The sequence below is a fragment of the Paraburkholderia sp. BL6665CI2N2 genome (genome assembly GCF_004366535.1).
Classification (GTDB): Bacteria; Pseudomonadota; Gammaproteobacteria; order Burkholderiales; family Burkholderiaceae; genus Paraburkholderia.
Map to the genome: position 1 here is coordinate 7,167,511 of NZ_SORC01000001.1, position 13,414 is coordinate 7,180,924.

The 13,414-nt window shown below is 63.2% G+C and carries 13 protein-coding genes; 9 read left to right on the forward strand and 4 right to left on the reverse strand.

The genetic code is table 11. The features are described 5' to 3' along the window. Positions 1-104: 104 nt before the first annotated feature. Both B0G81_RS32125 and B0G81_RS32130 read right to left on the reverse strand, forming a co-directional pair. Positions 105-1,358: an MFS transporter gene (locus B0G81_RS32125; RefSeq protein WP_116116547.1), complete on the reverse strand. Its 1,254-nt coding sequence runs from the start codon at positions 1,356-1,358 to the stop codon at positions 105-107. Then, positions 1,355-2,335, reverse strand: a complete 981-nt coding sequence (locus B0G81_RS32130; RefSeq protein ID WP_134140980.1) for a PRC-barrel domain-containing protein — start codon at positions 2,333-2,335, stop codon at positions 1,355-1,357. Before B0G81_RS32130 ends, B0G81_RS32125 begins: the two co-directional genes overlap by 4 nt. A 450-nt stretch (positions 2,336-2,785) precedes the next feature. On the opposite strand from B0G81_RS32130, the gene B0G81_RS32135 reads away from it, so the two are divergent. The 4 genes from B0G81_RS32135 (at position 2,786) to B0G81_RS32150 (ending at position 5,992) form a co-directional block, all read left to right on the forward strand. Then, the gene (locus B0G81_RS32135) at positions 2,786-4,168 is read left to right on the forward strand and encodes an NCS2 family permease (RefSeq protein ID WP_116116550.1); all 1,383 of its coding nucleotides are present in this window, start codon (positions 2,786-2,788) and stop codon (positions 4,166-4,168) included. 278 nt (positions 4,169-4,446) lie between these two features. Continuing rightward, positions 4,447-4,872, forward strand: coding sequence for a metalloregulator ArsR/SmtB family transcription factor (locus B0G81_RS32140; RefSeq protein ID WP_106285950.1), 426 nt, complete (start codon positions 4,447-4,449; stop codon positions 4,870-4,872). Next, positions 4,779-5,207: an SRPBCC domain-containing protein gene (locus tag B0G81_RS32145; RefSeq protein ID WP_134140981.1), complete on the forward strand. Its 429-nt coding sequence runs from the start codon at positions 4,779-4,781 to the stop codon at positions 5,205-5,207. The genes B0G81_RS32140 and B0G81_RS32145 overlap by 94 nt, the downstream gene beginning before the upstream one ends. A 47-nt stretch (positions 5,208-5,254) precedes the next feature. Beyond that, positions 5,255-5,992, forward strand: coding sequence for a thioredoxin family protein (locus B0G81_RS32150; RefSeq protein WP_134140983.1), 738 nt, complete (start codon positions 5,255-5,257; stop codon positions 5,990-5,992). A 121-nt stretch (positions 5,993-6,113) separates the two neighbouring features. On the opposite strand, the gene B0G81_RS32155 is transcribed toward B0G81_RS32150, so the two are convergent. Together B0G81_RS32155 and B0G81_RS32160 are read right to left on the reverse strand one after the other, a co-directional pair. Then, positions 6,114-6,296, reverse strand: a complete 183-nt coding sequence (locus tag B0G81_RS32155; RefSeq protein ID WP_012432554.1) for a hypothetical protein — start codon at positions 6,294-6,296, stop codon at positions 6,114-6,116. A 109-nt stretch (positions 6,297-6,405) separates the two neighbouring features. Further along, positions 6,406-7,311 carry an NAD-dependent epimerase/dehydratase family protein gene (locus B0G81_RS32160; RefSeq protein WP_134140986.1) on the reverse strand — a complete coding sequence of 302 codons (906 nt, stop codon included), beginning with the start codon at positions 7,309-7,311 and terminating at the stop codon, positions 6,406-6,408. A gap of 106 nt (positions 7,312-7,417) precedes the next feature. Here B0G81_RS32160 and B0G81_RS32165 point away from each other — a divergent pair, with 106 nt between their 5' ends. The 5 genes from B0G81_RS32165 to B0G81_RS32185 all read left to right on the forward strand — a co-directional run bounded on the left by B0G81_RS32165 (position 7,418) and on the right by B0G81_RS32185 (position 13,323). Next, complete coding sequence (locus tag B0G81_RS32165) at positions 7,418-8,314, forward strand: LysR family transcriptional regulator (protein WP_134140988.1); 897 nt, start codon at positions 7,418-7,420, stop codon at positions 8,312-8,314. Between the two features lie 372 nt (positions 8,315-8,686). After that, the gene (gene hutH, locus B0G81_RS32170; protein WP_208328572.1) at positions 8,687-10,210 is read left to right on the forward strand and encodes a histidine ammonia-lyase; all 1,524 of its coding nucleotides are present in this window, start codon (positions 8,687-8,689) and stop codon (positions 10,208-10,210) included. 25 nt (positions 10,211-10,235) lie between these two features. Next, positions 10,236-10,931, forward strand: coding sequence for a histidine utilization repressor (gene hutC / locus B0G81_RS32175; protein WP_012432558.1), 696 nt, complete (start codon positions 10,236-10,238; stop codon positions 10,929-10,931). A 62-nt stretch (positions 10,932-10,993) separates the two neighbouring features. Continuing rightward, on the forward strand, positions 10,994-12,682 hold the full coding sequence (gene hutU / locus B0G81_RS32180) for a urocanate hydratase (RefSeq protein ID WP_012432559.1): 1,689 nt from the start codon (positions 10,994-10,996) through the stop codon (positions 12,680-12,682). Positions 12,683-12,699: 17 nt separating this feature from the next. Then, positions 12,700-13,323 (forward strand): HutD family protein, encoded by a 624-nt coding sequence (locus B0G81_RS32185; protein ID WP_134140990.1) that lies wholly within the window; start codon positions 12,700-12,702, stop codon positions 13,321-13,323. Positions 13,324-13,414 lie beyond the last annotated feature (91 nt).

The following is a 13,414-nucleotide window of genomic DNA, read 5'->3' on the forward strand; positions in this document are numbered from 1 at the left end:
CCCCGCACAGGGGCAACGCTAATAGACCACTAACAAAGCAAGGAAAGGCCAACACCCGCGAGAACACAACCAACCCGCCACGCCGGCAAAAAACCTAGCCCCAATCACCGCACCGCCGACTCCCCTCCATCCGCCACCGGCGCCTCATCCTCAGCCGCCGCATCGCGGGTTTCGGGCATCGCCGCCCACACCAGCAAAACAGCCAACGCGCCAGCCGCAGCCAACCCGAAAAAGCTGACAGCATTGCCGAAACGATCGGCGATGAAACCCGCAGCGGTAGTACTCAACGTAGCCCCAATCCCGGCCGCCAGCCCAAATAACCCGATACAGAGGTTATAACGCCCCTTACCGCCAGCCACATCGGCGGCAATCAACGGCAGCATCACGCCGAACACCGCGGCACTCAACCCGTCGAGCATCTGCACCGGCACCAGCAAATAAGGGCTGCTAATCCCGGCAAACAACAACGCCCGTATCGGCAACGCCGAAAACCCGAGCAGCAGAATCGGCCGACGCCCCCATCGCTCGGCCGAACGTCCGACCCACGGCGACATCATCGCCACGATCGCCTGCGGCACGATGATGCACGCCGCGATCACGAGCTGCACGTTGTCGCCCATGCCGGCCGTCACTTCGCCGGCCGCGAGATTCAGCATCGCCGCATTCGACAAATGAAACAGCACGATGCACGCCGCGAACAACAGCATCCGCTTGTCGCGCAGCAACTCGCGCAGACTCTCGCGCCGCTCGATCTGCTGCGGCGTCGGTCCGGCCTTGGGAAGCTCGACGGTGTCGGTGCGTTGAATCATCGTCAGCGCGAACAGCGCGGGCACGGCGAGCGCGGCGGTCAGCCAGAACACCGCGCGCGGCGAATAGTATTCGCCGAACACGCCCATCAGCCCGGCCGCGACCGCGCTGCCGATCGACGCCCAGCGCGCGTTGCGCCCCAGCCGGTCGCCGAGATTCGCGCGTCCGACCAGCGCGAACGAGATCGCGGCGAGCGCCGGCGTCAGCATGCAACTCGCGAAGCCGTGAAAGACTTCGGCGGCGATCACCGGCAGCACCGTCGGACTGACGGCGAGCAGCACCGCGCTCAGGATGATCGCGAAGATCGCCCAGGCCGCGGCGCCTTTCTTGTTGCGTAAGGCATCGACAGCGGCGCCGCCGGGCACCTGGCTCACCATCGCGCTGATGGTACCTACGGAGAGCGCCATGCCGATCTCGCCCTGCGTCCATTTATGCGAGGCGAGATAGGAGGCGATGAACGGTCCAAATCCCGTTTGCACGTTGGCGACGAAAAAATTCAGCCAATCGAGCGCGCGCAAGCTGCGCGCCGTTACCAGAGTGCGGCCTGTCATCGGGCCGCCCGTGCGTTGGACACCGCCGTGGACGTAGCCGCGGCGGCCGGCGCCGCAACAGCGGCGGGCACGGAAGCAGGAGCGGGCGACGGTGGTGGCGCCGGCGACACCGCGCGTATCGGTTTGTCGCTCGCGTAGGGCGGTGTCGCGTTGATCTGCGCATCGCTCAGATCGATGAGCGGATGCAATTCCTTGTCCTTCGTGACGAAACGCAGCGCCGACCAGTTGGCGGCAATCGTGCGCCGTTCGGTGCTGACCATGCCGTTGACGTCGAGCACGACCGCCTGCGGTTGCGCGTTGGCATCGATCAGCACGTCGATCACGCGGCCTACCTTGGCGCCGTTCGAGCGCTCGACAGTGGCGTCGATCAGCGGCAATTGCACGGCAACCGCGGCCGCCTTGGCCGCGTTCGCCGGAACCGCGGCGGCATTGAGCGTAATGGGAGCGGTTTTCGCCGTTGGCGTGAAGCGGAACGCGTTCCACGGGAAGGTCACCTTGCGGTCGCCGACACCCAGGAAGCCTTGCAGGTTCACGACCATCTCGCGCGGCTTGCCGCCGGCGTCCGCGATCAGATCGACCGCGCGCCCGACCACCTTGCCATCTGGCTTTCGCACTTCGCTATCGAGCAGCGCGTGCGCCTCATTGCGCTCGATGGTGCGCAGCACGATCAGCGGCGGAGGCGGCGGCGGAGGCGGCGGAGGCGTCGTGACAACAGGCGGCGGGGGCTCGACTTTGTGCGGCTTGACGACCGGCTTCTTCGGCCTTTTCGATTGCTCGGGTTCGGCCGCTTCGGTCTCGACAGGTTCGGGCGCGGAGGCGGCCACGGGCGCGCTGGCGGGCTCGACGGGCATCACCGTGGCTTCGACGATCGGCGCCTGCTGCGGGCCCCACAGCAGGCTGCAACCGGACAGCGCGAACAGCGCGAACACAGCGAGAAGCAAGAGACGCCAGGCAGGACGCGAAAAACCGCCGCTCATCAAGAAAGACTCCATGGGCCGGTGCGGGCGGGCGCAGTGGGCCGCCGCAGTTAGACAGGTACGGGCCAGAGTGTAACCCGCGGCGTCGGGCGGCCCCGGTTTGCAGGCGATCTGACAGGTTGCCCCAAGCACGGTTTGTGCCGCGGCTGGCCGATTGACCGGCTCGTCGAATTCCGTTTTCAGGCGTGAAAGCCCTCAAAAGCCTTTGAGATCTATGTGACCCACCGTAGGTGTAAACGCGCGGGCCGCAAAGCTGCTTTGGCGTCCGCTAAAGGATATAAGCATCGCGACATGTCAGGCATGCCATCCATGCGATGGGAGATATATTTGTGTTGCCCTACATTTCGAGACAGCAGAAAGACTCACTCACATTAAACCAACGCAACGAGACGACCCTGATGGCGGCCGCACCGCGACCGCTTCAGCGCGCTGATAAAGGAGGCACTCATCATGATGGAACCCCACGCCCAACCGATTTCTGACGTCGGCGCCGAATCATTCGACGGAAAGGGCTTTCTCGACCGCTACTTCGAAATCTCGTCACGCGGCAGTTCGCAGCGCCAGGAAATCGTCGCGGGTATCACGACCTTCCTCGCGATGGTCTATTCCGTGTTCGTCGTGCCGGGCATGTTCGGCAAAGCGGGCTTCGACACCAGCGCGGTGTTCGTTGCCGTCTGTCTGACCACGGCGTTCGGCTCGCTGCTGATGGGCGTGTGGGCGCGCCTGCCGATCGCGATCGGCTGCGCGATTTCGTTGACCGCGTTCACCGCGTTCGGCCTCGTGCTCGGCAAGGGTCTGCATCCGAACGTCGCGCTCGGCGCGGTGTTTCTGATGGGCGTGGTCTTCACCGCGATTTCGGTGACGGGTGTGCGTTCGTGGATTCTGCGCAATCTGCCGACGGGCATCGCGCACGGCACGGGGATCGGCATTGGCCTGTTCCTGTTGCTGATTGCCGCCAACGACGTGGGCCTCGTGGTGAAGAATCCGGGCGCGGGTTTGCCGGTTGCGCTCGGCAATATCACGGCGCTGCCGGCCATCATGTCGGTAGCGGGTCTCGCGGCCATCTTCGGTCTGGTACGGCGCCGCGTGCCGGGCTCGATCCTGATCGTGATCGTGGCGATTTCGGCGATCGCGTTCGTGATCGATCCGGCCATGTCGTTTCACGGCGTGTTCGCGGTGCCGTCGCTGAGCGCGCCGGGTCACGCTTCGCTGATCGGTGCGATGGACATCAAGGGCGCATTGTCCATGGCCGTGCTGCCTAGCGTGCTGGCCCTCGTGATGACCGCGGTGTTCGACGCTACGGGCACGATCCGCGCCGTTGCGGGACAAGCGGGGCAACTCGATGAAAACGGCCGCATCATCAACGGTGGCCGCGCCTTGACGGCCGACTCGCTGAGCTCGATTTTCTCCGGCCTGCTCGGCGGCGCGCCGGCTGCGGCGTATATCGAATCGACGGTCGGCGTGGCGGCAGGCGCGAAGACCGGCATGGCCGCAGCGGTGGTCGGTCTGCTGTTCCTCGTGGTGATGTTCTTCTCGCCGCTCGCCGCCCTCGTGCCTTCGTATGCAACGGCGCCCGCGCTGATGTACGTGGGTCTGCTGATGCTTTCGAACGTCAGCAAGCTGCATATGGACGACATGGTCGACGCCATGTCGGGCCTGATGTGCGCGGTGTTCATCGTGCTGACCGCCAACATCGTGACGGGCATCATGCTCGGCTTCGCGACGCTGGTGATCGGCCGCGTGGTCAGCGGCGAATATCGCAAGCTGAACGTGGGCACGGTTGTCATCGCGATCGTGCTGGTCGGTTTCTATCTCGGCGGCTGGGCGATCTGATCGTTATGTCGTGAACTGGGGCGCTGCCTGGGTCTCGCCGGGTCGCCGTATCGGACTGTTGAATTTGTGCTGGAAAGCGAGAGCAGGGCGGTGCGTTTCTGGCTGCTTTGCTTGAGCCTGTAGTCGTTTGTTCTCCACCTTTGACGCGGCGCGTTGCAGGCTTGATCTGCGGCACGCCGCGTATCTTTTTGCCGTGCTCCCCACGTTACGTTTCGCGTGCTTTACGAAAACGCGCACCTGTCCTTGACTTTAGTTGCTTCGTTTCTATACTTAACCTCATGGTTAAGTTTAACGAAGCGCTCCTGGATCGCACCTTTGCCGCGCTGTCCGATCCGACACGGCGTGCGTTGCTCGCGCGTCTGTCGTCGAAGGATCTGTCGGTCAGCGAACTCGCCGAGCCGTTTGCGATGTCCTTGCCCGCTGTGATGAAACACCTCGACGTGTTGAGCGAGGCGGGTCTGATCACGCGCAGCAAAACCGGCCGCACAGTGGCGTGCCGCCTGTCCGCCGGGCCCATGGAAGAAGCCATGGAGTGGCTTGGCCGCTATCAACGCTTCTGGTCCGAATCACTCGATCGTCTTGCCGCTTTCGTCGAAGAGGAACAAGCTCCATGTCCACCCAGCCCAGCCTCACCCTCCAGCGGCGGCTCAACGCCGCGCCCGCCAAAGTCTTCCGCGCCTGGACGGAACCGGCGCAATTCATGACGTGGATGCATCCGGGCGGAGCGGACGTGGTGCGCGTGGAAATGGATGTGCGCGTCGACGGACGTTATGTGATCGTCTATCGCAAGCCGGACGGTAACGAGGTCGAGGTCGGCGGTGTGTATCTGGAGGTGGTGCCCGACCGCAAACTCGTTTTCACATGGGTGTGGCGCTACAACCCGGAGCATGAATCGCGGGTCACGCTGCTGCTGGAACCGGACGGCGACGCCACATGGCTCACGCTCACACACGAACGTCTCGCCGACGACGCGCAGTGCGACGATCATCGCCGCGGCTGGGCCGATGGGATCGATTCGCTGGAACGCTACATGGCGTGAGTTCGTTTGTTGTCGTTAGTCTGCTCGATGCAGGAAAGGAGACGCATATGGAACCGCAACACCGTACGGGATCGAGAGAGGAATGGCTGGCCGCCAGCAAGGCATTGTTAGCCGAAGAGAAAGCGCACATGCGCGCGGGCGACGAACTCGCGCGCAAACGCCGCGCGCTGCCGTGGGTCAAGGTCGACAAGACGTATATGTTCGACACGCCGCAGGGTCGCAAGACGCTGGCCGATCTGTTCGATGGACGCAGCCAGTTGATCGTTTATCACTTCATGTTTGGCGCGGATTGGGAAGAGGGCTGCGTCGGCTGCTCGTTTCTGTCGGATCATATGACGGGGATCGTCACGCATCTGGAGCATCACGATGTATCGTACGTGACGGTGTCGCACGCGCCGCTCGCGAAGATCGAGGGTTTCAAAAAGCGCATGGGCTGGACCTTCCCGTGGGTGTCATCGGCCGGCAGCGATTTCAATTTCGACTATCACGTGTCGTTCACGCCCGAACAGTTGGAGAGCAAGAACGCGTTCTACAACTTCACCGAGCAGGACGTCGGCATCGACGAGCAACACGGCCATAGCGTGTTCTACAAAGACGGGAAGGGCGACGTATATCACACGTATTCCGTCTATGGCCGCGGTGACGAACGCTTCATCAACACCTACGCGCATCTGGACGTCACGCCGAAGGGCCGCAATGAAGATCACAGTCTGACCGATTGGGTCAGACATCACGACCGGTATGAAGAGAAGATGCAAGGCGGCTGCGCCGCATGTGGTTCTTGATGGGGTGCAACGCCAGCCTCGATCTGCGCGGTTAGAGGGGGACGTCATGCACCTTGACGTCCCGCTTCGTAAAACAGCGCGAACATGTGTCGCGGCTCGATGGAACGGCTAGCACCCAGTTTCAAAGCGACATGTCGAAGGCGGGCCGGAGAAACAGTTCGATCGCCATCACGACGAGTCCCATCGCGGCCGCTGACAGCGTCAGCGTGCCGTATTCGTCGTAGCGTGCATCGTAGAGACACGCCACGACGAAGAGAATCGCCAGCAGATTAGTTAGCCAATCGAAATTCAGCGCCAAAGTCATCGATCAAATCCGGGCTCATGTGCGGCTCGGATTGTCGAATCGCACCATCAGGTGAGCGCGATTCTATCGAGTCGAGCTTACGGATTCGCAACGACAACGCTTACACTAATTACGCCCTGGACATCATGTCGTGTTCGATCCAATCGATCACCGACGTGCGCTTCGGTTCCCATCCAAGCAGCTTGCGGGCGCGTTCGCCGCGCACGCGGCTATTCGAGCCGAGGCCGTACGAGGCCATTTCGTAACCCCATTCTTTTTGCGCGTCTTCGAGCGGCCAGTCTTGCGGCTCGCCGAGCTTCATCGCGCGTGCAATCGCAGCGCTCATGTCGCGGAACGACGCCTCGCCGCTTTCGACGAAGTAGAAGGTGCCGGCCGGCGTTTTATCCAACGCGAGGCGATACAGTTCGGCGACATCGTCGATAAACACGTTCGACCAGATATTGCCGCCGCTGCCCACATGACGCACCACGCCGCTCTTCTGCGCCTGACGCACGAGACGCGGCAGTTGCACGCTCGCGCTGCCCGGCACCACGCCATGGCCGTAGATCAGCGTGTTGCACAACACGGCCGAGCGGATATTCAGCTTGGCCGAATTGAGCACCAGCAGGTCGATCGCGACGCGCGCCACTTTGTCGGGAGTCGGCTCGGGCAGCGCGTCTTCGTGATAGATGCGCGCCTGACCCGCTTCGCCGCCCGATGCATCGCCGACGATGCTCGAACCGCTCGTATGCAGAAACGTTTTGCCGGAGCCGGCGAGTCCGTCGATCAGCGCCTTCACCGCGCCTTCATGATCGCTGCTCGCGGCGTTGATGACGGCGTCGGCGGCTTGCGCTTCGGCGATCAGCAACGCGCGGTCGTCGAGCGTGCCGATCACGGGTTCGATGCCGAGGCGTTGCAGCTCGGCGCTATGTTCGGGGTTGCGGATCAAACCGCGCACGGAGTGGCCGGCGCGCGCCAGATGCGCTGCAATCGAACCACCGATAAAACCGCTTGCACCTGTGACGAAAATCTTCAAGACGTTCTCCTTGATGAGAAACACGATGACATGCACGCAGTATCCGCCGACTTGATTCTCGCAAAAACCGTGTTAGTCTCAAATCAATCTTGATTTCAAATCAACAATGAAAACTTCGACGGACGAGTTGCTGGTGTTCGTCACGGTGATCGACAGCGGCTCGATCACCGCGGCAGCGGAGAAATTGAATCAAACGGTCTCCGGCGTGAGCCGCGCGCTCACGCGCCTCGAAAAGAAACTCGACACCGCGCTGGTGCGGCGCACGACGCGCCGTCTGCAACTGACCGAGGAGGGCGAGACCTTCCTGCAGCGCGCGCGAGCAATTCTGGACGCGATGGAAGAGGCCGAGGAGTCCGTCACGCGCGGACGCGCGCGGCCCTCGGGGCGCCTGCGTGTCGATGCCGCGTCGCCCTTCATGCTGCATTGCGTGGCGCCGCATATGACGGCGTTTTCGGCGCTGTATCCGGAGATCAAACTGGAATTGACCAGTAATGAACGGATCGTGGACTTGCTGGAGCAGAAGGTGGACATCGCGATCCGCATCGGCGAATTGCAGGATTCGACCTTGCATGCGCGCGCCCTCGGCACCAGCAAGCTGCGCGTGCTCGCGAGTCCGGCGTATCTGGCCGAATACGGCGAGCCGAAATCGGTGGAAGCGCTGCGCGAACATCGGCTGATCGGTTTTACGGCGCCAGAGCATCTGAATCGCTGGCCGTTGCGGGAGGGGCGCAAGGGCGGCGCGGAATCGCTGAAGATCGAGCCGGCGATCACCGCCTCGAGCGGCGAGACATTGCGGCAACTGGCGCTATCGGGCTGGGGCATCGCCTGTCTCGCCGATTTCATGAGCGCGGCCGACGTGCGCGAAAAACGTCTCGTGCCGATTCTCGGCAACGTGCTGGCGGACGAGCGGCAACGGGTGAGCGCGGTGTATTACCAGAGCGCGTCGTTGGCGGGGCGCGTGCAGTGCTTTCTGGATTTCATCGCGGCGCGTGTGAAGCTTTAGCGATGCTGTTTCATCACTAGTCCGATCAGCAAAAGCCTGCGGCTCGCCTGGGCGCGCCGGCTTTTTGCGTCGTATCGAGTTGCCTCTTCTATAACGCTTTTATTGGCGCCAAACGCGCCGTTTCTGGGCGGAGATGTTTTTGTCCGTCTCGCGCCTGCCATTTTGAACGTGTATATACAAGCAGAGACACGCGGGCGGTGGGAACACCATCCGCAATGCGCAGCCGCACGAAATTGCGGCAGTGGCAAGATCCACGCCAAGCTTGCGTTTCGCCCTAATGGAAACCCCTAGGCCAAATCCTCAAAAAACAAGTTGTATATACAAGCCGACGCCGCTAGACTTCTCTCAAATTGTATAGACAGGACGACAACCATGATGACTCTGAAGCCCGGCTACCTGACCCTCGCGCAACTGCGCCAGATCGCTCGCGAACACGTCGCGTTGCAGCTCGATCCCGCCAGCCACGCCGCGATCGACGCGTGCGCGAAAGCCGTGGCCGACATCGCCGCGAAGGGCGAGCCGGCCTACGGCATCAACACGGGCTTCGGGCGCCTCGCCAGCACGCACATCCCACACGACCAGCTCGAACTGCTGCAGCGCAATCTGGTGCTCTCGCATGCGGTCGGCGTGGGCGAGCCGATGTCGCGTCCGGTTGTGCGTCTGCTGATCGCGCTGAAGCTATCGAGCCTCGGCCGCGGTCACTCCGGCATCCGCCGGGAAGTGATGGAAGCCCTGATCACGCTGTACAACGCCGACGTGCTGCCGGTCATCCCGGTGAAGGGTTCGGTCGGCGCATCGGGCGACCTCGCGCCGCTCGCGCATATGTCGGCCACGCTGCTCGGAGTCGGCGAAGTGTTCGCGAAGGGCGAGCGCATGCCGGCCACCGAAGGCCTCGCGCTCGTCGGCCTCAAGCCGCTCACGCTGCAAGCCAAGGAAGGTCTGGCGCTGCTGAACGGCACGCAAGCTTCGACCGCGCTCGCGCTTTACAACATGTTCGCGATCGAAGACCTGTACCGCACCGCGCTGGTGTCGGGCGCGTTGTCGGTGGACGCGGCCATGGGTTCGGTCAAGCCGTTCGACGCACGCATTCACGAACTGCGCGGCCACCAAGGTCAGATCGATGCGGCTGGAGCGTACCGCTCGCTGCTGCAAGGCTCGGGCATCAACGTTTCGCACGCCGATTGCGACAAGGTGCAGGATCCGTACAGCCTGCGCTGCCAGCCGCAAGTGATGGGCGCGTGTCTGGATCAGATGCGCCACGCCGCCAACGTGCTGCTGCTCGAAGCGAACGCCGTCTCCGACAATCCGCTGATTTTCCCGGACACTGGCGAAGTGCTGTCGGGCGGTAACTTCCACGCAGAGCCGGTCGCGTTCGCCGCCGACAACCTCGCGCTCGCCGCCGCCGAAATCGGCGCGCTGGCCGAACGCCGCATCGCGCTGCTGATCGACGCGACGCTGTCAGGTCTGCCGCCGTTCCTCGTACGCGACGGCGGTGTGAATTCGGGCTTCATGATCGCTCACGTCACGGCCGCCGCGCTCGCTTCGGAGAACAAGACGCTCGCGCATCCGGCATCGGTCGACTCGCTGCCCACGTCGGCGAACCAGGAAGACCACGTGTCGATGGCCACGTTCGCTGCGCGCAAGCTCGGCGACATTGCTGAAAACACCGCGAACATTCTGTCGATCGAACTGCTCGCCGCCGCGCAAGGTGTCGATCTGCGCGCGCCGCACAAGACCAGCCCGAGCCTGCAGAAAGTGATGGACGCAGTGCGCAAGGACGTCGCGCATTACGAACTCGATCACTACTTCGCACCGGACATCGCCGCGGTCACGCGTCTCGTGCAGGACGGCACGATCGCGAAGCTGAGCCCGCTCTCCTTCGCGTCCGAACAGTAAGCAGTCAGCGAGGCACAGCAAGCCAATGAACGCACCGGCCTATCAGGGCATCAAGGACTTCATCCTCGCGCGCATTCATGCGGGTGAATGGGGTGAAGGCGACCAGGTGCCCTCCGAGAACGAGCTCGCGCGCGAATTCAATGTGGCGCGCATGACGGTCAACCGCGCGTTGCGCGAGCTGACTTCGGAGCAGGTGCTTACGCGTGTGCAAGGTTCGGGCACCTTCGTGGCCCGTCCCAAGTACGAATCGACGCTGGTGGCGATCCGCAGCATCTCCGACGAAATCGTGGCGCGCGGTCATCGTTATCAGGCTAACGTGCTGCACATCGGCGCGAGCATCGCCGACGAAGCGCTCGCCGAGGAAATGCAGGTGAGCGCGGGCAGTCCGGTGTTTCATTCGCGCGTGTTGCATTTTGAAAACGACGAGCCGGTGCAACTCGAAGAGCGCTGGGTCAATCCGGCGGTTGCTCCCGAGTACGCTTTGCAGGACTTCACGAACACCACGCCGAATCAGTATCTCGTGCGCGTCGCGCCGTTGCAGCGGGTCGAGTACCGCATCGAGGCATTGGCCGCCGATGGCGACACGCGCGAGTTGCTGACCATGGACGAACTCGAACCGTGCCTCGTGCTGCATCGGCGCACGTGGTCGCAAAGCCAGGTCGCTTCGATCGCGAATCTCTGGCACCCCGGCAGCCGTTATCGCTTCACCGGACATTTCTGACATCGCCGTTTTTGCCGTACCCGAATCTTTTTCGACCATCTTCAAGCATTCCGAGGGCCATCATGAACAACCCGAAACACATCGACCCGCGTCTCGATCCCACCCGCACGATCCGCGCACCGCGCGGCGCGGAGAAGACCTGCAAGACCTGGATTGCGGAAGCCGCGTACCGGATGATCCAGAACAATCTGGATCCGGAAGTCGCCGAGCATCCGCATGCGCTGGTCGTGTACGGCGGTATTGGCCGTGCCGCGCGCAACTGGGATTGCTTCGATCAGATTCTCAAGTCGCTGAAGGATCTCGAAGAAAACGAAACGCTGCTGATTCAATCGGGCAAGCCGGTCGGCGTGTTCCGCACGCATGCCGACGCGCCGCGCGTGCTGCTGGCGAATTCGAACCTGGTGCCGCATTGGGCAACGTGGGAACACTTCCACGAACTCGATCGCAAGGGCCTGATGATGTACGGCCAGATGACGGCGGGCAGCTGGATCTACATCGGCAGCCAGGGGATCGTGCAGGGCACCTACGAGACGTTCTTCTCGGTGGCGAACCAGCATTTCAACGGCGATCCGTCGGGCCGCTGGATTCTGACGGGCGGCCTGGGCGGCATGGGCGGCGCGCAACCGCTGGCGGCGACCATGGCCGGCTTCTCGATGATCGCGGTGGAATGCGACGAGACGCGCATCGACTTCCGTCTGAAGACGCGTTACGTGGACAAGAAAGCAGCCACCCTCGACGAGGCGCTCGCCATGCTCGAGGAAGCGAAGAAAGCAGGCAAGCCGGTGTCGATCGGCCTGCTCGGCAACGCAGCCGATGTGTTCGCTGAATGCGTGACCCGTGGCATCACGCCGGATTGCGTGACCGACCAGACCAGCGCACACGATCCGATTCACGGTTATCTGCCGCAAGGCTGGAATGTCGAAGACTGGCGCGAGCGTCAGAAAACCGTGCCGGACAGCATCGTATTGCCGGCCAAGCAGTCGATGGCCAAGCAGGTCCAGGCCATGCTGACGCTGCAGGAACGCGGCGCCGCCACGCTCGACTACGGCAACAACATCCGTCAGATGGCGCTGGAAATGGGCGTGGAAAACGCTTTCGATTTCCCGGGCTTCGTGCCGGCATATATCCGGCCGCTCTTCTGCGAAGGCAAGGGCCCGTTCCGCTGGGTCGCGCTGTCGGGCGATCCGGAAGACATCTACAAGACCGATGCGAAGGTCAAGGAACTGATCCCCGACGATCCGCATCTGCACAACTGGCTCGACATGGCGCGCGAACGCATCGCGTTCCAAGGCTTGCCGGCGCGGATCTGCTGGGTCGGCGTGAAGGACCGCTATCGTCTGGGCCAGGCGTTCAACGAAATGGTGAAGAACGGCGAGCTGAAGGCGCCGATCGTGATCGGCCGCGATCACCTCGACACCGGTTCGGTGGCGAGCCCGAATCGCGAAACCGAATCGATGAAGGACGGCTCGGACGCGGTGAGCGACTGGCCGTTGCTCAACGCACTGCTGAATACGGCAGGCGGCGCTTCGTGGGTGTCGCTGCATCACGGCGGCGGTGTGGGCATGGGCTTCAGTCAGCACTCGGGCGTCGTGATCGTCGCTGACGGCACGGATGCAGCGAAGGAGCGTCTTGGCCGCGTGCTGTTCAACGATCCGGCGACGGGCGTGATGCGTCACGCGGATGCGGGCTATGAGCTCGCGCAGGAAACGGCGCGCGAGGCAGGGCTGAATCTGCCGATGCTGGGCCGTTGAGCGTGGTGTTTCAAAGCATGCCTGTCGGCAACGGCACAAGCCTCACGCTGATTCGCGGCGCCGACCTCGTGGCGGCGCCGTGGAAGAACGGCGGCGGTGTCACGCGCGAAGTGGCGGCGTTTCCCGAAAGCGCGGGGCTCGATGCCTTCGTGTGGCGGGTGAGCGTGGCCGATGTGGCGCAAGCCGGGCCGTTCTCGCGCTTTGCCGGCATCGATCGCACGCTTGTGCTGTTGTCCGGCGCGGGCATGTTGCTCGACGAAGCGGGCGGCGCGCAGGGCATGCTAGGTGTGAAAACGCACGCGTTGACGCAAACGCTCGTCATGGCTCGCTTCGCCGGCGAGGCGCAAATCGACGCGCGTCTGGTCGATGGCGCGACTCGCGACTTCAACCTGATGGTGCGGCGTGACGCGGCGCAGGGTGAGGTAGAAGTGTGGCGCGGCGCGACGCAACACACGCTTTCCGCCGACGCGGTCCTGCTGTATTGCGCGGAAGGTTCAGTGTCGGTCACAGCAGGCGACGCTCAACCGCTGCCGCTCGTAACTGGCGACACGCTGCGCATCGACACGCCGGGCGCACTCTCATGCGCGGTTGAAGGCAAGGGCGCGTTGCTCGCAATCAGCATCCGCTACACGCAACGATGACGACGATTCGCGTGCGTGCTCGCCGCCGCTTATGTCATGGCAGCCGCGGCTCGCGCACGCGAACCACCACAGACACGCAACAAGCTGCAAA